Source organism: Novosphingobium sp. MD-1 (assembly GCF_001014975.1).
Classification (GTDB): Bacteria; Pseudomonadota; Alphaproteobacteria; order Sphingomonadales; family Sphingomonadaceae; genus Novosphingobium.
On record NZ_BBXA01000021.1, the window covers coordinates 49950 to 70932 of the forward strand.

A 20983-nucleotide genomic window follows, 5' to 3' on the forward strand; every position below is an offset into this window, starting at 1 on the left:
TATGGCATTCGCGCCGATTTTCCAGCGATTTTTTCTAATCAGCGATGGTGCGTTTGCCGATTACCGTGGCTCCTCGTCTCCCCCTGTTCCCGCTGCGCGATCGATCACGGCGGTGATCGCCACGTCCATCGTCACGTTGCCCAGCGTGCGCATCAGATCGGGCAGCACTTCCACCGCCACCAGCAGCGCCAGCGGTTCGACCGGCACGCCCATGGCGATGGCGATCGGGCCGACCGAGGCCACAAAGCTGATCGTGCCGGGCAGGCTGACCGAACTGAGCGAGACGAGGATCGCCATCGCCCAGCCCGAGACGATCAGGGCCGGGGCCAGTGGCACGCCATACCAGTGCGCGACATAGATCACGACGGCAAGGTTCATCGCCGGGCTGGTCGCGCGGAACAGCGCCACGGCCAGTGGCAGCACGAATTCGGCGGTGGTTTCGCGCAGGCCCAGCGTGCGGCAGGCGCCGAGCATCGCCGGCAGCGAGGCCAGCGAACTTTGCGTCGAAAGCCCCAGCGTCTGCGCGGGCAGGACGGCGCGGGCGAAGCCCATCAACGGCTTGCGCGCGATCAGCGCCGCGATCGCGTATCCGGCCAGGAACACCACCGATCCCGTGAGCACCACGATCACCACGTAGTGCGCCAGCGCGCCGATCGCCGACGTCCCGCTTTTCGCCGCGACCGACAGGCTGAGCGCGAACACGCCCAGCGGCGCCAGCGCCAGCACCCAGCCGATCACCACCAGCATGGCGGAAGCAAGCCCGGCGAAGAACGTCGCCAGCATATCGCGCTGCGGCCGCGCGATGCGGGTGCTGGCCAGCGCGAACACCGCCATGAACAGGATCATCGGCAGCATCCGGTCGTTGGCGGCAGCATCGATGACGTTGGTCGGCACGATCGAGCGCAGGAATTCGCCGATTCCCGGCACGGCGCCTGTCACGGGCGCGCTGCCGGCAAGGCTGGTGCGCAGCGCCGACCCGGACCCGCCCGGGATCGGCAGCAGCGCCAGCAGCGCGGGCGTCACTACCATCGGCATCGCCGCGCTGAACGCCAGGAAGGCCAGGAACGCGCCCAGGCTGCGCCGCGCCATCGCCCCGGCCTGCGCCGTCGCCACCGTCTGCACGATGCCCGTGAACAGCAGCGCCGCCACCAGCGGCACGATCGTGGCCTTCAGCGCGCGCAGCCACAGGTCGCCCACCGGCTCCACCACGCCCAGCACGGCGGGCAGCGCCTGTGGCGCCGCGAAGGCCAACGCCAGCCCGCCCAGCAGGCCCGCCGTCAGCGCGGCGAAAGTCCACAGGGCCGGCACTTGCGCGATCGGCGGCAAGGCGGAGGGCGATGACGGATCGTTAATCGCTTGGTTCATGCGCTGGTGACATTTAATCGTGTAGGGCAAGAGCGCAATGCGCGGCGACCCGCCAGGGCGCGCGAACAGGGATAAAGGGTTTTCATGGGACGGAAGTTCTTTGGCACCGACGGCATCCGCGGCCGGACCAACGCCGGGGTGATGACCGCGGCAACGGCGATGAAGGTCGGTCAGGCCGCCGGCAGCTATTTCCAGCGGGGCGATCACCGCCATCGCGTGGTGATCGGCAAGGACACCCGCCTTTCGGGCTACATGATGGAAAGCGCGATGGTGGCGGGCTTCACCAGCGTGGGCATGGACGTGGTGCTGCTGGGGCCGATGCCGACGCCGGCCGTTGCCATGCTGACCCGGTCGATGCGCGCCGATCTGGGCGTGATGATCTCGGCCAGCCACAATCCGTTCGAGGACAACGGGATCAAGCTGTTCGGCCCCGATGGCTACAAGCTGTCGGACGAGGCGGAACTCGCGATCGAGGCGATGCTGGAGCAGGACCTGCCGCTGGCCGACGCCACCGAAGTCGGCCGCGCCCGCCGCATCGAGGATGCGCGCGGCCGCTATATCCACGCGGTCAAGGCTTCGCTGCCCGACAACGTGCGGCTGGACGGCCTGCGCATCGTGCTCGATTGCGCCAATGGCGCTGCCTATCACGTCACGCCCTCCGCGCTGTGGGAACTGGGCGCGGAAGTGATCACGCTGGGCGTCGAGCCCAACGGCAAGAACATCAACCTCAACGTCGGCTCCACGCACCTGGAAGCGATCAAGGCCAAGGTGCGCGAAGTGCGCGCCGACATCGGCATCGCGCTGGATGGCGATGCCGATCGCCTGATCGTGGTCGACGAAAAGGCGCAGACGGTGGACGGCGACCAGATCATGGCGCTGATCGGCAGCCAGCTGGCCGCGCGCGGCGAACTGCGCGGCGGCGGCGTGGTGGCCACGGTCATGTCCAACCTGGGCCTCGAACGCTTCCTCAAGAGCAAGGGGCTGGACCTGATCCGCACCGCCGTCGGCGATCGCTATGTGCTCGAGAAGATGCGCGAGGGCGGCTACAACGTGGGCGGCGAACAATCGGGCCACATGATCCTGGCCGATCACGCCACCACCGGCGACGGCACGATCGCCGCGCTGCAGGTGCTGGCGGCGCTGGTCTCCTCGGGCAAGCCGGCCAGCGAACTGCTCCACCTGTTCGATCCCGTGCCACAACTGCTCAAGAACGTGCGCTTCGCCGGGGGCAAGCCGCTGGAGGCCGACACGGTGAAGGCGGCGATCGCCGATGCCGAAGCGCGGCTGGCGGGCAAGGGCCGGCTGGTCATCCGCCCGTCCGGCACCGAACCGGTTATCCGCGTGATGGCCGAAGGCGATGATGCCGAAGAGGTGGAACGCGTGGTCGACGCGATCTGCGACGCCGTGCGCAAGGCGGCGTAACGCGCACGCTTGTTGACGGCGCGCTTGTCGGGGGCATGGTTTTGTGCTTCGCGGCCAGTGGGTGTTGGTAGCCGTGCGTACCACAGGCCTACCCCGCTGCGACTAACGCCACCTGCGGCGGCGCAAGTCTCGCTCCCCTCCCGCTTGCGGGAGGGGTTGGGGGTGGGCGGGGACGTAGGCGCCCTTGCGGAAGGAACTGGCCATGCTGGAAATGCGCCCCGATTGCGAACGCTGCGGAACCGACCTGCCGGCCGAGGCGCCCGGTGCGTTCATCTGCTCGTTCGAATGCACCTTCTGCGCCGAATGCGCCGAGGAACTGGATGATCGCTGCCCCAACTGCGGCGGCGAGCTGATGGACCGGCCCACGCGCGCCAAGGCGCTCCACGCCAAGCATCCGCCGTCCAGCGAGCGCAAGTTCAAGGCGTGATGGCCCGCAACCTCTGCCCGCAGTCATGATTCCCCCGCCCCGCATCCTCACCATCGCCGGGTCCGATTCGGGCGGTGGCGCCGGCATCCAGGCCGACATCAAGACGATCACGATGCTGGGCGGCTATGCCATGAGCGCGATTTGCGCGCTGACGGCGCAGGATACCACCGGCGTCCACGCCGTGCTGCCGGTCGATCCGGTGATGGTCGCCGCGCAGATCGATGCCTGCTTGAACGACATCGGTGTCGATGCGGTGAAGATCGGGATGCTCGGTTCGCCCGCGATCGCCGCCGTCGTGGCCGACCGCGTCGAACGGCTGGCCGTGCCGGTGGTGTTCGACCCGGTGATGATCGCCACCAGCGGCGCGGCGCTGGCCGACGCGGCGACCATCGCCGCGTTCGAGCGGCTGATGCGCGCGGCCACGCTGACCACGCCCAACGTGCCCGAACTCGCGGCGCTGGGCGGGGACGCGGCGATGCGCGCGCGCGGCGTCGCCTATATCGCCAAGGGCGGCGATGCCGATGGCGAAGAGGTGGTGGACCGGCTGGTCGTGCCCGGCCGGCCAGAGCAGGTCTGGGCCGCGCCGCGCATCGTCACGCGCCACACCCATGGCACCGGCTGCACCCTATCGAGCGCGATCGCCACGCTGCTGGCCCGGGGCCTTGCGCTGGAGGACGCGGTGGACGGAGCGCGCCGCTTCGTGCGCGCCGCGCTGGAAGCCGCGCCCGGTTTCGGCGCCGGGCACGGCCCGCTGGGCCATCAGGCGGTGCGCCAAGGCTGACTTTGGGCGTTCGGGCGCCGGTCGCTCACTCGCATTCGAGATCGTAGAAGCCGGTGATGTGGCGCCAGGCATCCTCGGCGCTTTCGACCATGTGGAACAGCTTCAGGTCGTCGAAGTTGATCACGCCTTCCTCGGCCAGCGCTTCGAAGTTGACCACGCGGTTCCAGAAATCCTTGCCGAACAGCAGGATGGGGATGGGTTTCATCTTGCCCGTCTGGATCAGCGTGAGCAGTTCGAAGAATTCGTCGAACGTGCCGAACCCGCCCGGAAACACCGCGACGGCACGGGCGCGCAGCAGGAAATGCATCTTGCGCAGCGCGAAATAGTGGAACTGGAACGACAGGTGCGGGGTGACATAGCCGTTCGGCGCCTGTTCGTGCGGCAGCACGATGTTGAGCCCGATCGATTCCGCGCCTGCCTCCGCCGCGCCGCGGTTGGCCGCTTCCATGATCGATGGCCCGCCGCCCGAACAGATCACGAACTGGCGCTTGCCGTCTTCCACCACGGCGCAGCGGCTGGCGATGCCGGCCAGCTTGCGGGCCTCGTCGTAATAGTGCGCCTTGGCCGCGAGCCGCTCGGCCACGGCCTTGCGCTCGGGCGAGGTGGCGGCAGCCAGCAGCCCTTCGACATGATCGGGCGAGGGAATCCGCGCCGATCCGTACATCACCAGCGTGGAGCCGATGCCCGCTTCGTCCAGCAGCATGTCGGGCTTGAGCAGTTCGAGCTGGAACCGCACCGGCCGCAATTCCTCGCGCAGGAGGAAATCGGTATCGCGGAACGCCAGCCGATAGGCCGGATCCTGCTGCTGCGGGGTTGTTCTGGGGTGGGATTCGACAAAGCCCGCTTCCTGCTCGGCCTTGTAGAACTTCCGGTTGATAAGCTCCCGGTTCTTTTCTTCTTCAGTCATGCCTGCCTACGTCGTCATTGATGCGGCAAAGCGCAATGCCGAACTTGGTCCGGCAGCGCGCTGCGGTTGCCAAGAGCGATGCGAAACGCGCGATAGGGAGAAGTGGAGGCCCGAGCCGGAATCGAACCGGCGTATACGGATTTGCAGTCCGCTGCGTCACCACTCCGCCATCGGGCCTCGATGCGCGGCAAGCGCGTGGAGAGAGGGGCGGTTAGCCGGAACGCCGGTTGGCCGCAATCGGATTCTTCCGATTTTTGCCAGGTATCGGTTTGGGCGCGAAGCCGGATGTGGCGCCGGATGTGGCGCCGGTTCAGGACGCGAGGCTGAAGGCCAGCCGTCCGTTGGCGGAGTCCGCCTGGTCCAGCCGCACCACGATGCGGGTACCGGGAAGGACGCCGGCCGCCCTGACGCGCGCGACCACCGGCAGGCCGGCAAGCTGGATGCGCGCCGAATCGCCTTCGCTGTCGGTGACGACGGCATCGAACCGCTCCCCGGTCCGGTCGCGCAGCATCACGGTTTCGGCCAGGTCGATAACGCCGCGTTCGATCCGCCCGGCCAGCGCGTCGGCCCGCGCCATCACTTCGGGCAGGGCAGCAAAGGCGCGGGTTACCGCTTCGGGCACCGGATCGCCATGGCACACGGCGAGCGCCGCACGGATCACGTAGCGGTCGGCCAGCCGCCGCAACGGCGCGGTGGCGTGGACATAGGAGGCGGCGATGGCGCTGTGCCACGGCGGCACGCCCGGCTGGAGCGGGGCATAGCCGGCGCCGTTGCCGGCGCGGCGGACCGCCATCATGAACGCCGCCTGCCGGGGCTGTGCCGGATCGAGCGTCTTTTCGAACTGGGCCAGCGGCATCGCCGACGGCCAGTCGAGCGCCAACGCCAGCGCAGTTTGCCGTAGCCGCGCGACCGCCTTGTCGTCGGGACCGGCCATCACGCGGAACAGGCCCGTGCCGTGCGCCAGCAGGGCTTGCGCCACGGCCAGGTTGGTCGCCAGCGAGAGGGCCGCGTTGCGCCGTTCGGACAGCAGCAGCGGGCGGTAGGCCAGCGCATAGCGCCCCTGCCCCAGCGCGACCACTTCCTGTTCGGGCGGATCGACGCGCGCCGCCCCGCGCCGCGCTTCGGCGGCAGCGACCCGCGCAGCCAGCTCGGTGAAATCAGGCGGCAGATCGCCATCACGCACGGTAGCATAGGCCAGCTTGGCCCGGCTCCGGATCAGCGCGCGCTCCACCCCGTCCAGCCGTGCCTCGCCATGCGGCGCGACGCGGACGGTAAAGACCACGGCCGGGCGTGGCCCCGCCGGCAGCAGGCTGGCCGCCGCTTCGGCCAGCACCGGGGGATAGAGCCCGGCCTTGCCATCGGGCAGGTAGAGCGTTTCGCCGCGCCGCCATGCCTCTTCATCAACGGGATCGCCATCCTCCACGAACCACGCGACATCGGCGATGGCATAGCGCAGCACGAGGTCCGCGCCCGACCGGGCAATGGTGAACGCCTGATCGAGATCGGTGGACGAGGCGGGATCGAGCGTGACGAAGGGCTCGGCCGTCCGGTCGACGTGAAGCGATGGCACGCGCTTCGCCGCCTGTTCGGCCGCCGCCAGCACCGGTGGGGGAAAACCCTGCGGCACCTGGAAGCGGTCGCGTATCGCTGCGAGGCCCTGCGACAGGATGCCCTGCGGGTCGTGCAATGCCTTCATCGTGTGGAGTCAGCCCTGGCCGTGCGTGCCGTGTTCGCCGCCATCAGGGGTCGATGAAGTCCGCGGCGCGCTTCTGTAACCCAGCCAGCACCGCCTCGCGCTGGTTCGGACTGTACATCAGTTCCTGCTGGGCCACGCTTTCGGCCAGCAGCACGTCCGACTCCGGCAGATCGGGAACGCGGTTGCTGAGCTGCTTGGCGGCGCGCACCGCGTGCGGGCTCTTGCCGGCAATGGTGTGCGCGAGCGCCAGGGCGGAGCCCAGAGGATCGGCAGCGGCATGCGTGGCGAAGCCCAGCCGGACCGCTTCCTCACCGCCGAATTCGCGGTGGGTATAGCTCAGTTCGCGCAGCACATCGTCGCGCACGTTGCCGCGCCACAGGGCGTAGCCCGCCATGTCGGGCACCAGCCCCCACTTCACTTCCATCACTGCCAGCCGCGCATCGGGCGCGACGATGCGGATGTCGGCCCCGCTCGCCACCTGCAACCCGCCGCCGAAGCACACCCCGTGCACCGCCGCGATCACCGGCATCGGCAGCTTGCGCCAGACCATCGCAGCCTCCTGCGCGCGGTTGGCGTTGCCGTGGGTGCGATCGACCAGCGATCCCTCCTTCCAGCGATCGGTGTTGCCCATGCTCGCCAGGTCCAGCCCGGCGCAGAACGCCCGCCCCGCGCCGGACAGGACGACGGCGCGCACGCCGCCAAGGTCGAACAGGGCGTGGCCCGCATCGACGATGGCGCCGAACATGGCGTCATCGAGCGCGTTCAGCTTGTCCGCCCGGTCCAGCAGGACGTGGGCGACATGGTTCTCGACAGTGATGGTGACGCGATCGGCAAAATTCATGGCGTGATCCGGCTGTTATCCTCTTCCGGCGTCCTTGTTCGCGCAAATGGCGCGGACGGTCCAGAGCATTGACGAAGACCGGACCATTTCGCGCTCCATGCCACGGCGCGGATGGAGACGCGAAAGGGCCGCCGGAATCGCTCCCGGCGGCCCTTCTGGTGCAATCCCTCGAACGCGGCTTAGCTGTCCGACACGCCTTCGGCGCGGCGCGCTTCGAGCCAGGCACGGGCCTCGGCCTCCTGCGCGGCTTCCACGGCGGCCTTGTGCTGGGCCTCGCGCTCGGCACGCAGTTCCTCGATCAGCGCATCGCGATCCGAACCCAGGCGGTTGTCGCCGCCGGCGTCCTCTTCGGTAATGCCCGCACGCTTGGCCGCCTTGGCGACCAGCCCGTCCAGTTCGCGCTGCGAACAGAGGCCCAGCGTGACCGGGTCCTTCGGGTTGATGTTCTGGATGTTCCAGTGGCTGCGATCGCGGATCGCGGCGATGGTGTTGCGCGTGGTGCCGATCAGCTTGCCGATCTGCGCGTCCGAGATTTCCGGGTGGTGACGCAGGATCCAGGCGATGCCATCGGGCTTGTCCTGGCGCTTCGACACCGGGGTGTAGCGCGGCCCCTTGGTGCGGTTGACCGACAGCGGGGCCTTCTGCATGCGCAGGCGATATTCGGCGTTCGCCTGGCCGCGCTCGATCTCGATCTGGGTCAGTTCGCCCGAGCGCACGGGATCGCGGCCGGTGTACTTCGCGCCAGCCAGATCGTCCGCCATCGCCTGCACTTCAAGGAGGTGCAGGCCGCAGAATTCAGCAATCTGCTCGAAAGTGAGCGCGGTGTTGTCGACAAGCCAGGACGCCGTCGCGTGCGGCATCAGCGGATACGCGGGCTGGTTGCTCACGGGAAAGTCTCCGAATGCGGATACAATAAGGGCCGCCCCTTGCGGAGCGGCCGTGCAGAGTGACGATGTAGGCCACGCGCCCGAAAACGGCAAGCTCTATCCAGCAACCTTCGGAAATATCGCCGGAAATCCGCCGCGCGAAGGGGTCACCCGATATCCGCGGCGGCACCCACCGCCAGCACGATCTTGCCGATATGGCCGCCCGATTCCATCCGCGCGTGCGCGGCGGCGGCATCGGCGAGCGGAAACACGCGGTCCATTACCGGACGCAGCGCGCCATCGGCTACCAGCGGCCACACCAGCTCCATGATCTCGCTGGCCAGCAGCGCCTTGAACTCGTTCGAGCGCGGCCGCAGCGTCGATCCGGTCAGCGTCAGGCGCCGGCGCATCACTTCGGCCATGTTGATCTCGGCCCGGACGCCCCCCTGCACCGCGATGGTGACATGCCGGCCATCGTCGCGCAGGCACTTGAGGTTGCGCTGGACATAGTCGCCCGCCACCATGTCGAGCACGATGTGGACGCCGGCGCCATCGGTGATCCGCGCCACTTCCGCTACGAAGTCGCTCTCCTTGTAGTCGATAGCGTGGTCCGCGCCGATGGCCAGCGCCGCCGCGCACTTGTCCGCCCCGCCGCAGGTGACGATCACCGTCAGGTCGAACAGCTTGCCCAGCATGATCGCCATCGAGCCGATCCCGCTGGTGCCGCCATGGACCAGCAGCGTCTCGCCCTCCCTGGCCCAGCCGCGCTCGAACACGTTGTGCCACACGGTGAACAGGGTTTCCGGAATCGCCGCGGCCTCCGCCATCGACAGGGCTTCTGGCACGGGCAGGCACTGGCCGGCTTCGGCCAGGCAATATTCGGCATAGCCGCCCCCGGCGACGAGCGCGCAGACCTTCTGGCCCGGCAGCAGCGTAACCACGCCCTCGCCGATGGCCGCGACCTGCCCGGAGACTTCCAGCCCCGGCAGCGGCGACGCGCCCGGCGGCGGGGGGTAGAAACCCTGGCGCTGAATCACGTCGGGCCGGTTGACTCCGGCATAGGCGACTCGCAGCAGGACCTGCCCGGGGCCGGGTCGGGGCACGGGCACGGTTTCGGGGCGAAGCACTTCGGGACCGCCCGGGGCATCGAAGCCCACCGCCGTCATCGTTTCCGACACCGTTGTCGCCATGGTCCAGCCCCCTTTTCGCGACGAAACCCCCGTCAATTGCAAGGACTAGCCACGCACCCCGTTGACAGCAAGCACTTGCCGTCCAAGATTGTGCACTGCAATGGATGAAGAAGACCGCCCCCGTCGCAAAGGCGATCTGGCCAGCCAACTGGCCGGGGAAGTGCTCGACACCTATTCGCGCGCCGAACTCGACGCGCGCATCGCGTTGCTGAAGCAGGAAATCGAACGGGTTACCGCGCACCGGGAACGGGCTTCGGCCCACCGCGCCGCGGCCGAGGCGCTGTTCCGAAGCTCTCCGCCGGACGGCACTCCGCGATGAACCGGGCCGCCCTTCCTCTTTCCGGGCGGCATACCCATATATCCCGTATGGTCACCGCAGCGATCCGCTTCGGTGCATTTTCAAGGCACTTTTCCGGTGTCCTTTCCGCGGCTGGTTTGGCCCCTGTTAACCATGTCCGTGCATTTTTGAAGAACGGGGACAACCCGGCGCAAGCCAGAAAGTAAGAGCCTATGCCCAGTTTCGCACAGAGCCTTGAGAAAACGCTGCACGCCGCGCTCGCCAACGCCTCGGAGCGCAGCCACGAATACGCGACTCTCGAGCACCTCCTGCTGGCCCTGATCGACGATCCCGATGCGTCGCAGGTAATGCAGGCGTGCGGAGTCGACCTGGGTGACCTGGGCGACGTGGTGCGCCAGTACCTCGATCAGGAATACCAGTCGCTGAAAACGCAGGAAAAGGCCGATCCACAGCCCACGGCCGGGTTCCAGCGCGTGATCCAGCGCGCCATCCTGCACGTCCAGTCGTCCGGCAAGGATACCGTGACCGGCGCCAACGTGCTGGTGGCGCTGTTCTCCGAACGTGATTCCTACGCGGTCTATTTCCTGCAGCAGCAGGACATGAGCCGGCTCGACGCGGTCAGCTACATCAGCCACGGCATCGGCAAGGGCGGCCGGCAGGTGGAAGGCCGCAACCCCAAGGGCACGGACGAGGACCAGCCCAAGCCGGAGGAAAAGGCCGACGCCAAGGGGCAGAAGAAGGATTCCGCGCTCGACCAGTTCTGCGTCAACCTCAACGAGAAGGCGCTGGGCGGAAAGGTCGATCCGCTGATCGGGCGCGGCCCCGAAGTGGACCGCACCATCCAGATCCTGTGCCGCCGGTCCAAGAACAACCCGCTCTACGTGGGCGATCCGGGCGTCGGCAAGACCGCCATCGCCGAAGGCCTCGCGCGCAAGATCGTCGAAGGCGAAGTACCCGAGGTGCTGGCCAACGCGGTGATCTATTCGCTCGACATGGGCAGCCTGCTGGCCGGCACCCGCTATCGCGGTGATTTCGAGGAACGGCTGAAGCAGGTCGTCTCCGAACTGGAGAAGATGCCGCACGCGATCCTGTTCATCGACGAGATCCACACCGTGATCGGCGCCGGCGCGACCAGCGGCGGGGCGATGGACGCTTCCAACCTGCTCAAGCCCGCGCTGTCGGGCGGGACGATCCGCTGCATCGGCTCCACCACCTACAAGGAGTTCCGCAACCACTTCGAAAAGGACCGCGCGCTGCTGCGCCGGTTCCAGAAGATCGACGTGAACGAACCCTCGGTGGAGGACACGATCAAGATCCTCAAGGGCCTGCGCACGGCCTTCGAGGATCACCACAAGGTCAAGTACACGGCCGACGCGATCAAGACCGCGGTGGAGCTTTCGGCCCGCTACATCAACGACCGCAAGCTGCCCGACAAGGCGATCGACGTGATCGACGAAGTGGGCGCGATGCAGATGCTGGTGCCGCCGAGCAAGCGCAAGAAGACGATCACCGCGCGCGAGATCGAGGCCGTGATCGCCACGATGGCACGCATCCCGCCCAAGTCGGTTTCGAGCGACGACAAGAAGGTGCTCGAACACCTCGAACGCGATCTCAAGCGGCTCGTGTTCGGGCAGGACAAGGCGATCGAGGTGCTGTCGAGCGCGATGAAGCTCAGCCGTGCCGGCCTGCGCGATCCGGACAAGCCGATCGGCTCGTTCCTGTTCAGCGGCCCGACCGGCGTCGGCAAGACCGAAGTGGCGCGCAGCCTGGCCCAGATCATGGGCATCCCGCTGCAGCGCTTCGACATGTCCGAATACATGGAGCGCCATTCGGTCAGCCGGCTGATCGGCGCGCCTCCGGGCTATGTCGGCTTCGACCAGGGCGGTCTGCTGACCGACGCGATCGACCAGCAGCCGCACTGCGTCCTGCTGCTCGACGAGATCGAGAAGGCGCACCCCGACCTGTTCAACATCCTGCTGCAGGTGATGGACAACGGCCGCCTGACCGATCATCACGGCAAGACCGTGGATTTCCGCAACGTGGTGCTGATCATGACCACCAACGCGGGCGCGTCGGACATGGCCAAGCAGGGCATCGGCTTCGGTGACGTGTCCAAGGCCGACGCGGGCGACGAGGCGGTGAAGAACCTGTTCACCCCCGAATTCCGCAACCGCCTCGATGCGATCGTGCCCTTCGCCTACCTGCCGGCCGAAGTCGTCAGCCGGGTGGTGGACAAGTTCATCCTCCAGCTCGAACTCCAGCTGGCGGAACAGAACGTCCACATCCAGTTCGACAACGACGCCCGCGCCTGGCTGGCGAAGAAGGGCTACGACCGGCTCTATGGCGCGCGGCCGATGGCCCGGCTCATCCAGGAACGGGTCAAGAAGCCGCTGGCCGAGGAACTGCTGTTCGGCAAGCTGGCCAACGGCGGCGAGGTCCACGTCAGCCTGAAGGACGAAGCCGGCACCGACGGCGCGCTGTCCTTCGAACTGACCCCGGCCGCGCCGAAGCTGGTCAAGAAGAAGGAACGCAAGGGCGGCAAATCGGCGGGCACCGCGCCCGAACCGAGCGCCGACGAAGCCGAATAAGGCGGGCCAAAGCCTCGATGAAACAGAAGGGGCGCGTCCTGCGGGGCGCGCCCCTTCTTGTTGGCGAAAGCCCGCCCCGCTGCAACTATCGCCGCCTCCGGCGGCGCAAGTCTCGCTCCCCTCCCGCAAGCGGGAGGGGTCGGGGGTGGGAACGCCTTCAATACTCAGGGAATCGCCGAAGGCTCCGGCGGCGCGGGATGGGGCGCGTTCCATTCGGCGCGATCGATGAAGCCATCGTCGTTGGCGTCGATCCGGTCAAACCGCGCGTTGTTGAACGCCATCCATTCGCCCAGCGTCAGCTTGCCGTCCTGATCGGCATCGGCGAGCGCGAGGATGCGCTTCGGGTCCAGTCCGTCCAGATCGCCCAGCACGCCGCGCGCCGCCTCCAGTTCCTGCAGCGTCACGGTGCCGTCGTGCTCCATGTCGATCATCTCGAACAGCGATTGCGCCGCCCGCGCATATTCGGCGGACGATATCCGGCCATCGTGGTTGGCGTCGAGCGTGGCGAAATCGGACAGCGGGTGGACCGTGGGCGGCACCGCCGTCACCGCCGGGGCGGGGGCAGCCACAACCGGCGCGGTGGTGCGCGTATCCTGTTCCTCGGGTCCCGTTTCCTTGTGCTCGCACCCGGCCAGCGCGATCAGCCCCGCCAGCAACGCGATCCTGGCAATGGTGCGAGTCATCGTCGGGGCTCCTCGGGTTCGGCCGGACAAGGACGGCCAGACCGGGGTGGCCAGACCGGGGGGATGGACGGCGCGCACCCTAGCGGACGAGTCTGAACGGGTCCTGTCCGGGACCTGCATGGCCCCGCATCGGCCGGCGCTGCCCGAACAGGCGGCTGGCCCGAATCGCCCGCACGCGCCATGACGTGCATCAATGGCCGAAGATTTTTCCTGGATCCGCCCGGAGCCGGCCGGGCTGCGGATCGTTCCGGCCGACGTCTGGATCGATCCCGCGCGCGCCGTGGGCACCGCGCTGGTCACGCATGGCCATGCCGATCACGCGCGGGGCGGGCATGGCCGCACCATCGCCACGCCCGAAACGCTGGCGATCATGGCGCTGCGCTATGGCGTGACAGAGGGCGCTTTCCCCGCGCCGCTGCACGCGCCGATCACCCTGCCCGGCGGCGTGACCGCCACGTTCGTGCCGGCGGGCCACGTCCTTGGCTCGGCGCAGATCCTGCTCGAACATGCCGGCGAACGCGTGGTGGTGACCGGCGATTACAAGCGCCGGCCCGATCCGACCTGCCCGCCTTTCGCGGTCACGCCCTGCGACCTGTTCATCACCGAGGCGACGTTCGGCCTGCCGGTGTTCCGCCATCCGCCGATCGGCCAGGAAATCGCCCGGCTGCTGGCCGCGCGCGCCGCGCAGCCCGATCGCTGCGTGCTGGTGGGCGCCTATGCCCTGGGCAAGGCGCAGCGGGTGATCGCGGAACTGCGCGCGGCGGGCTTTCACGATCCGCTCTGGCTGCACGGCGCGATGGAGCGGATATGCCGCCTGTACGAGGAACAGGGCGTCCCACTGGGCGATCTGCGGCTGGTGTCCGATGCGCCCAAGGGCGCGCTGGCCGGCGCGATCGTGCTCTGCCCGCCCTCGGCGCTGAACGACCGCTGGAGCCGGCGCCTGCCCGATCCGCTGACCGCCATGGCATCGGGCTGGATGCGCGTGCGCCAGCGCGCCCGCCAGCGCAACGTGGAACTGCCGCTGATCATTTCCGACCATGCCGACTGGGACGAACTTACCGCCACGATCGCGCAGGTGAACCCGGCCGAAACCTGGATCACCCACGGCCGCGAGGAAGCACTGCTGCGCTGGTGCGAACTGCACCAGCGCAAGGCCCGCGCGCTGGCCCTGGTGGGGTACGAGGACGAGGATGACTGAGAGGACCACCTCCTAGTGGAGCGCTTCGCCGCCCTGCTCGACGCGCTGGTGTTCACCCGGTCGCGCAACGCCAAGCTGGCGCTGATCGCGCGCTACCTGCGCGAAACGCCCGATCCCGATCGCGGCTGGGCGCTGGCCGCGCTGACCGACGGCCTGGATTTCCCCGCGGTCAAGGCCGGCACGATCCGCGCGCTGATGGCGGAGCGCGTCGATCCCGTGCTGTGGACGCTGTCGCGCGATTACGTGGGCGATACCGCGGAAGCCGCCAGCCTGCTGTGGCCTGCCCCCGATCATTCTGCCCCCGATCATTCTGGCCCCGATCATGACGTCATGCCCGCGCCCGGCGTCTCGGAAGCTGTTGAAATCCTTCGGGCAACCAGCCGCTCCACCGCGCCGGCCGCGCTGGCCGGCCTGCTCGACCGCCTTGACGCCAACGGCCGCTACGCCCTGCTCAAGCTGGCCACCGGCGCGATGCGGATCGGCATTTCCGCACGGCTCGCCAAGGTCGCCTTCGCCGATGCCTTCGGCGTGCCGGTCGATCTGGTGGAGGAATACTGGCACGGGCAGGAACCGCCCTACCGCCCGCTCTTCGCCTGGGCGGCGGACGGCGCGCCACCGCCGCGCACCGACGACCGGCCGCTGTTCCGCCCGTTCATGCTGGCGCATCCGCTGGAGGACGGGGTCGCCATCGACCTTGAAAGCTTCGCCGCCGAATGGAAGTGGGACGGCATCCGCGTGCAGATCGTCCATGCCGCCACCGACCAGGGCGGCGAGACGCGCGTCTATTCGCGCGGCGGTGACGACATTTCCTCCACCTTTCCCGAAGTGGCCGGCGCGCTGGGTGAACCGGCGGTGCTGGACGGCGAACTGCTGGTGCGCGGCGCGCACCAGGGCGGCGAGACCGGCGGCGCGGCCAGCTTCAACGCCCTGCAGCAACGGCTGGGACGCAAGACCGTGTCGAAGCGGATGCTGGAGGATTTCCCCGCCTTCGTCCGGCTGTACGACGCGCTGGTGATCGGCGGCGAGGACTTGCGCGACCTGCCCTGGACGGACCGCCGCGCCCGGCTGGAAGCGTTCCTGCCCCGGCTCGATCCGGCGCGCTTCGACATTTCCACGCTGATCGCGGTCCGCGACTTTGCGGAACTTGCCGACGTGCGCGCCCGCGCGCGCGAGGACGCGATCGAGGGCGTCATGCTCAAGCGGCGTGATTCACCCTATGTCGCGGGGCGGCGCACGGGGCTGTGGTACAAGTGGAAGCGCGATCCGCTGCGGATCGATTGCGTGCTGATGTATGCCCAGCGCGGTTCGGGCAAACGCTCCTCGTTCTATTCGGACTTCACGTTCGGCTGCTGGGACGGCGATCCCGACGCGGGGGCCGATCTGCTGCCGGTGGGCAAGGCCTATTTCGGCTTCACCGATGCCGAGCTGAAATGGCTCGACAGCCACGTCCGCCAGCACACGGTCAACCGTTTCGGCCCGGTACGCGAAACCGACCGGTCGCTGGTGCTGGAAGTGGCGTTCGATTCCGTCCACGCTTCCAAGCGCCACAAGTCGGGCGTCGCCATGCGCTTCCCGCGCATCAGCCGCATCCGCGCCGACAAGCCCGCGCACGAGGCCGACCGGCTGGACACGCTGAAGGCAATGATCGTGGACCCGGTGCGGTAGAGACGTTTCCCGCGCGAAATTGACCGGAATCAAACCGCCTTGCCTGCCGTGCTGGTAGCGACAAGGCTCCAGGATTTTGAACCTACACCCCTGTCCGGAGTTTCACGCCTTGGCCACCGCCGTCGAACAGCCGCAGGAACATTCCCAACCCGCCACGCCGTTCGAACGGATCGGCGGCCATGCCGTGCTGCGTCGGATCACCGACCGGTTCTACGATCTGATGGAACAGGACCCCGCCTATGCCGAACTGCGCGCGATGCACGCGGCGGACCTGGCGCCGATGCGCGAATCGCTGCCCGGGTTCCTGGCCGGGTGGGCGGGAGGCCCGCGCGACTGGTTCGAGGCCCACCCCGGCAAGTGCATGATGTCGATGCACGCACCCTTCCCGATCGACCGGCAAACGGCGGGCCAGTGGGCGGAGGCGATGCGCCGCGCCGTGGAGGACGCAGCGCCGCAGGACACCGAAATCGCCGAGGCCTTTATCGGCGTGCTGACGCGCATGGCGATGGGCATGGCGCGCGCCTGAACGCCGTTCCCGGCCTATACCCACGTCTGCTTGCCTCGTGAGGGGACGCGCGCTTATGAGGCGCGTGGGACCCTGACGAAAGCTACGCCATGCCGTTCCGGTCTATCCTGAAGTATGTTCTCGCGCCCGCGCTGCTGCTGCCGGCCACGCCTGCCTTTGCCGCACCCGAGGAAATCCAGGTCTACATGGACGAGATGAACCAGCCCGGCGCGGTGGGGCTGGACGTTCACGTCAACGACGTGGTGCGCGGCAACGGCACGCCCGACTATCCCGGCGCGGAAACCCCGCTGCACCGCTGGCGCATCACGCCCGAATTCTCGCTGGGCCTGACCGACCAGTTCGAGCTGGGCGCCTATCTGCCGCTCGCCACCGTGGCGCCCGATGGCGTGGCGCGCGTGCAGGGCGTGAAGCTGCGGCTCAAGTGGCTCGCGCCGCACGGGCCGACCGGGGCCTTCTGGGGCGCGAATCTGGAAGTGGGGAAAGTCGGCCACCGGCTTGACCAGAATCCCTGGAACGGCGAATTGAAGCTGATCGGCGGCTGGCGCAACGATCACTGGGTGCTGGCCGCCAACGGCAACTTCGATTTCGTGATCGCGGGGCCGAACCCTGGCCCGATCACGCTCGATATCGACACCAAGGCCGGATACCGCCTGACCCCCACGCTTACCGTGGGCGTGGAAAGCTACAACGAGGTCGGCCCCCTGCGCGATCCCGGCCACTTCGGGAACACCGAGCATTCCACTTATGCCGCCGTGGATGCACAGATCGGCAAATGGGACCTCAACGCCGCCGTGGGCAAGGGATACGGCGCCAATGCCGACAGCGTGATCGTGAAGTTCATTATCGGCGTACCGATCTAGGCCATTATCGCCTAACGTTCGGCGCATGATCCGCTACGACCGTTCCCGCCGCCGTTTCGCCATCGCGCTGGCCGCGATGGCGGGGTTCGTCGATGCCGTGGGCTTTCTGTCGGCCGACGGCTATTTCGTCTCCTTCATGTCGGGCAACACCACGCGGCTCGGCGTCGATCTCGGCACCGACGTGGTGCGCGCGGTCACGCCCGCGTTCCTGATCGCCGGCTTCGTGGCCGGCGTGACCGGCGGCGCGCTGCTCTCGATCCGCGCGGGGCGCTATCGCAAGCCCGCCGTGCTGACGTTTGTCGCCGCGCTGCTGCTCGCCGGCGCTTCGGCGCGCGCGCTGGGCGTGCCCGTGGCGATGCTGGCCGCGCTGGTGATGGCGATGGGCGCGATCAACAACACCTTCCAGCGCGATGGCGAGGTGGCGATCGGGCTTACCTACATGACCGGCGCGCTGGTCAAGCTGGGACAGGGGCTGGCCGGATGGCTGGCCGGCCGCAAGGATACGGGCTGGCTCTCCTGGGCGGCGCTGTGGGGCGGCCTGCTGAGCGGCGCGGTGCTGGGCGCGATGGCGCAGGACCGGATGCCGATGGCCTGCCTGTGGATCGCGGGTTGCTGGGCCGCCGCGATGGTCGGCGTGGCGCTGCGATTGCCGGCGGAAAGCTGACGCGAAAACGCCGCGCGAACCGAAGTCCGCGCGGCGTCACCGGGATGAATGCCGTCAGAGCCCCGCGCCGCCGATCTTCCAGGTAAGCTGGAGGAAAGCGCTGCGGCCGGTGCTGTCGAACCAGCTGATGTCGTAATAGGGATAGCTGGCGTAAGTCGGATCGCGAACCGGGTTCGTGTCGAACAGGTTCACCACGCTCAGCGACCCGCGCAGGTGATCGGTGAAATCATACTGCAGCGTGGTGTTGAACAGGTAGCTCGCCTTGATGAAGGCGTCCTGATCGTAATTGGGCAGCTTGCCCAGGCGGCGCCCTTCGACCGTCCACTTCAGCTTCTGGATCGACCAGGTCAGGCTCGCCGTGCTCTTGTCGCGCGGAATGTCGTAGCCGCTGTCGAAGGCCAGCTTGTTGATCGTGGGATCGCCCGGATACTGGCGGAACGTGTGATCGAACACATGGGTATGCGCCAGCGACAGCGAGAAGGTGCCGAAGCTGGTGGGCAGGTTGCCGTGGACCGCGACGTCGATGCCGGTGGTCTTCTCGTGCGCGATGTTGATCGGGTTGACCGCCACCGCGTCGAGTTCGCCGGCACGCACGCCGCTGGTGAAGCGCTGCACGCGCGCGATCGCATCGAGGCAGGTCGGCGAATTGACGTCGACCGCCTTGCCCGATGTCGTCTGTCCGATGCGGCAATCCGCCTCGTCGCGCAGCAACTGGTCGGTGCTCAGGTCCTGCACCTGGTTGGCCATCGAGACGCGGAAATAGCTGACCGAGACATCGAACCGGCGCGAAGGCGCCCAGACGATGCCCAGATCCAGCGACTTGCTGGTTTCCGGCTTGAGCCGCCGGTTGCCGCTGCGTTGCGTGACGATCCCCTCGTCCGCATAGGAGCAATCGCCGATGGCCTCGTCCGGCTCCTCGGTGCGGCACAGATAGTAATCCGTGGCGCTCGGATGGGTATTGCCCGGCCCGGTGAAGACATAGTGCAGATCGGGCGCGCGGAAGCCCGTGCCATACGAAGCGCGCAGCAGCAGCGAGCGCATCGGCCGCAGTTCCGCGCCGGCGTTATAGGTGAACTTGCCGATGCCGTTGCCCGCGAAAGCGAAGTGATCGTAGCGACCCGCGCCCGAGAGTTCGAGGAAGTGGGTGACCGGCACGCGCAATTCGCCGCCCAGCGCCCAGTGCGTGCGGCTGCCCTTCCCGTCGCTGTCCTTGAGCGCGTAATAGTAGTCGGTCAGCGCCAGCGGATCGGGCTTCAGATCGTAGCCCTGCTTGCCCGCCTCGGCCACGGCGGCGAAACCCACCGGCCCGGCCGGCAACCGGAACAGCTCCGTGGTGTTGATCGTCGCCGAGAAATTGTTGGTCCAGCTTTTCGGATGATAGACGCTGTAGGCCGTGATGCTGTCGTATTCGGACTGCGTCAGCGGTGTGTAGAGCCGGGCTGGATCGGCATTGAAGACCGGATAGCCGCTGTCTTCGTCGACGCCCTGCTGCTGCCCCAGGAACAGGGCATTGGCCTTTGCCGCGATCACCTGCGGGAATTCGACGCGCGCCTTGTATTCGCTGTGGTTGAACGCGGCTTCGTAGGTCCACTTGCCGAACTTGCCCTTGATGCCCGGCGTAATGCTGAAGGTCTGCTGGCGATTGCGCGTCTCCACGCGGTTCAGGCCGCCCGATTCCTCGGGGGTGAACTGGCGCGACCAGTCATCCAGCCGGTTGTCGAAGCTGTTGTAGAAGGTGGTGTCGCTGCTGCCCGAGCTGGGCTGGAACGACCATTGCAGCACGTCGCGCACCAGCGAAACCTTGCTGATGCCGAACTGCGCGTCGACGAACAGCTCGGCATTGTCCGACAGCTCGTAACCGGCCGAAGCGTAGCTGTTGAACCCTTCGCGCCGGGAAATGATCGTGCCGTAGGCGACCGAGGTGTTGCTGCCGCAGAAATAGCCGGGGCCGTAATCTCCCAGCGCATCGTCATAGGCGCCATAGCGCGGCCGCGATGCGTAATAGGTCGAACCCTGGTTGAGACGGCCGAGCGACGCGCAGGTCGCCGCGCCGGGATCGACATATTCGTCCGCGTCCGGATCGTAGCGCAGGAAGGTGCGCCGGGCGAGCGGCTGCGCGGTCGTCGGGTTGTCGGCCGTGCTGTCCTGAATGCCGCGCTGATACTGCCAGAGCGGGCGTTGCAACAGGTATTCGATGCCGCCGACGATATGGAACCGCCCGCTCGACCAGCCGCCGCTGGCGGTGATGCGGTGCGAATCCCCGCCGCCGTGCTCGGTCACGCCGCGCCGGTAATCGAGCGTCAGGCCGTCGAGCTTCTTCTTGAGCGTGAAGTTGATGACGCCGGCAATGGCATCCGACCCGTAGATCGCCGAAGCGCTGCCGCTGAGCACTTCGATCCGGTCGATCATGCTGACCGGGATGTTGGACACGTCGGTGAAGTTGCTGCGGCCCTGGAATGGCAGCGGAAAGTCGGCGATGCGGCGGCCGTTGACCAGCACCAGCGTGTGATTCGGACCCAGCCCGCGCAAGTCCACCTGCTGCGCGCCGGGGGTGAAGCTGGCGCCGCTGAACGATTGCTGGCTCTGCGTTTCGCCCCCGTTCTGGGTCAGCGCGCGCAGGATGTCCGGCACGCTGGCATAGCCGTTGGCGCGGATCGTATTCGAATCGACCACGGTGATCGGCGCCGGGCCTTCAGTATCCAGCCGCGGGATGCGCGATCCGGTGACGGTGATCTCCGGCGCGGCATCGTCCGTGCCTTCACCGCCCGCCGCCGTCTGTCCAAAGGCCGGCCCGGCGAGAACGGTGAGCGAGCATCCCAACCCCAGCAGGTTGCGGAATACGCGGCGTCCAGTCTGTTTCATGCGTCACCCCTTCCATGCGCAACGGCATAAACTTCCGGTGCCCCCGCACCTGCCGTTCGATACGTTCCGAACAGAATTGAAAAGAAATGGCAATCACATTGCCTTTCTGGCACATCATATTGTCAGCCATTGCGGCCAAAATGT

At 67.7% G+C, this 20983-nt stretch carries 18 protein-coding genes and 1 tRNA gene; 10 read left to right on the forward strand and 9 right to left on the reverse strand.

Features of this window, described 5'->3' with window-relative positions; all coding sequences use genetic code 11:
- Positions 1-60: 60 nt before the first annotated feature.
- Positions 61-1365 carry a dicarboxylate/amino acid:cation symporter gene (locus NMD1_RS07050; RefSeq protein ID WP_125954208.1) on the reverse strand — a complete coding sequence of 435 codons (1305 nt, stop codon included), beginning with the start codon at positions 1363-1365 and terminating at the stop codon, positions 61-63.
- Between the two features lie 84 nt (positions 1366-1449).
- Between NMD1_RS07050 and glmM the strand changes: the two genes are divergently transcribed.
- From glmM to thiD, 3 genes are all read left to right on the forward strand, one after another.
- Entirely contained in the window at positions 1450-2787 is a 1338-nt protein-coding gene (glmM, locus tag NMD1_RS07055; RefSeq protein WP_124809863.1) for a phosphoglucosamine mutase, read from the forward strand.
- Positions 2788-2989: 202 nt separating this feature from the next.
- On the forward strand, positions 2990-3214 hold the full coding sequence (locus tag NMD1_RS07060) for a DUF1272 domain-containing protein (protein WP_125954209.1): 225 nt from the start codon (positions 2990-2992) through the stop codon (positions 3212-3214).
- A 25-nt stretch (positions 3215-3239) separates the two neighbouring features.
- Complete coding sequence (gene thiD, locus NMD1_RS07065) at positions 3240-3995, forward strand: bifunctional hydroxymethylpyrimidine kinase/phosphomethylpyrimidine kinase (RefSeq protein ID WP_125954210.1); 756 nt, start codon at positions 3240-3242, stop codon at positions 3993-3995.
- A 25-nt stretch (positions 3996-4020) separates the two neighbouring features.
- Here thiD and NMD1_RS07070 read toward each other — a convergent pair whose 3' ends face one another.
- From NMD1_RS07070 to NMD1_RS07095, 6 genes are all read right to left on the reverse strand, one after another.
- Positions 4021-4902, reverse strand: a complete 882-nt coding sequence (locus NMD1_RS07070; protein WP_125954211.1) for an LOG family protein — start codon at positions 4900-4902, stop codon at positions 4021-4023.
- A gap of 103 nt (positions 4903-5005) precedes the next feature.
- A tRNA-Cys gene (locus NMD1_RS07075) sits at positions 5006-5079 on the reverse strand.
- A 133-nt stretch (positions 5080-5212) separates the two neighbouring features.
- Positions 5213-6598 (reverse strand): RNB domain-containing ribonuclease, encoded by a 1386-nt coding sequence (locus NMD1_RS07080; protein WP_125954212.1) that lies wholly within the window; start codon positions 6596-6598, stop codon positions 5213-5215.
- Between the two features lie 43 nt (positions 6599-6641).
- Positions 6642-7439, reverse strand: a complete 798-nt coding sequence (locus NMD1_RS07085; RefSeq protein WP_125954213.1) for a crotonase/enoyl-CoA hydratase family protein — start codon at positions 7437-7439, stop codon at positions 6642-6644.
- Between the two features lie 179 nt (positions 7440-7618).
- Positions 7619-8299, reverse strand: a complete 681-nt coding sequence (locus NMD1_RS07090; RefSeq protein WP_199558084.1) for a DUF1013 domain-containing protein — start codon at positions 8297-8299, stop codon at positions 7619-7621.
- A gap of 173 nt (positions 8300-8472) precedes the next feature.
- Positions 8473-9495, reverse strand: a complete 1023-nt coding sequence (locus NMD1_RS07095) for an NAD(P)H-quinone oxidoreductase (protein WP_125954215.1) — start codon at positions 9493-9495, stop codon at positions 8473-8475.
- Positions 9496-9595: 100 nt separating this feature from the next.
- Between NMD1_RS07095 and NMD1_RS07100 the strand changes: the two genes are divergently transcribed.
- A complete protein-coding gene (locus NMD1_RS07100; protein ID WP_124809855.1) occupies positions 9596-9814 on the forward strand; it encodes a DUF1192 domain-containing protein in 219 nt (72 codons plus the stop codon).
- Between the two features lie 191 nt (positions 9815-10005).
- Positions 10006-12381: an ATP-dependent Clp protease ATP-binding subunit ClpA gene (gene clpA / locus NMD1_RS07105; RefSeq protein WP_124809854.1), complete on the forward strand. Its 2376-nt coding sequence runs from the start codon at positions 10006-10008 to the stop codon at positions 12379-12381.
- A 164-nt stretch (positions 12382-12545) separates the two neighbouring features.
- On the opposite strand, the gene NMD1_RS07110 is transcribed toward clpA, so the two are convergent.
- Positions 12546-13064: an EF-hand domain-containing protein gene (locus tag NMD1_RS07110; RefSeq protein WP_158453923.1), complete on the reverse strand. Its 519-nt coding sequence runs from the start codon at positions 13062-13064 to the stop codon at positions 12546-12548.
- A 193-nt stretch (positions 13065-13257) separates the two neighbouring features.
- Here NMD1_RS07110 and NMD1_RS07115 point away from each other — a divergent pair, with 193 nt between their 5' ends.
- From NMD1_RS07115 to NMD1_RS07135, 5 genes are all read left to right on the forward strand, one after another.
- Complete coding sequence (locus tag NMD1_RS07115; protein ID WP_125954217.1) at positions 13258-14262, forward strand: ligase-associated DNA damage response exonuclease; 1005 nt, start codon at positions 13258-13260, stop codon at positions 14260-14262.
- 15 nt (positions 14263-14277) lie between these two features.
- Positions 14278-15927 (forward strand): cisplatin damage response ATP-dependent DNA ligase, encoded by a 1650-nt coding sequence (locus NMD1_RS07120; RefSeq protein ID WP_125954218.1) that lies wholly within the window; start codon positions 14278-14280, stop codon positions 15925-15927.
- Positions 15928-16036: 109 nt separating this feature from the next.
- Entirely contained in the window at positions 16037-16453 is a 417-nt protein-coding gene (locus NMD1_RS07125) for a group II truncated hemoglobin (protein WP_124809850.1), read from the forward strand.
- 89 nt (positions 16454-16542) lie between these two features.
- A complete protein-coding gene (locus NMD1_RS07130; protein ID WP_125954219.1) occupies positions 16543-17313 on the forward strand; it encodes a hypothetical protein in 771 nt (256 codons plus the stop codon).
- 25 nt (positions 17314-17338) lie between these two features.
- Positions 17339-17977, forward strand: coding sequence for a YoaK family protein (locus NMD1_RS07135; protein ID WP_125954220.1), 639 nt, complete (start codon positions 17339-17341; stop codon positions 17975-17977).
- A gap of 54 nt (positions 17978-18031) precedes the next feature.
- Here NMD1_RS07135 and NMD1_RS07140 read toward each other — a convergent pair whose 3' ends face one another.
- Positions 18032-20839 carry a TonB-dependent siderophore receptor gene (locus tag NMD1_RS07140; RefSeq protein ID WP_125954221.1) on the reverse strand — a complete coding sequence of 936 codons (2808 nt, stop codon included), beginning with the start codon at positions 20837-20839 and terminating at the stop codon, positions 18032-18034.
- Between the last annotated feature and the right edge of the window lie 144 nt (positions 20840-20983).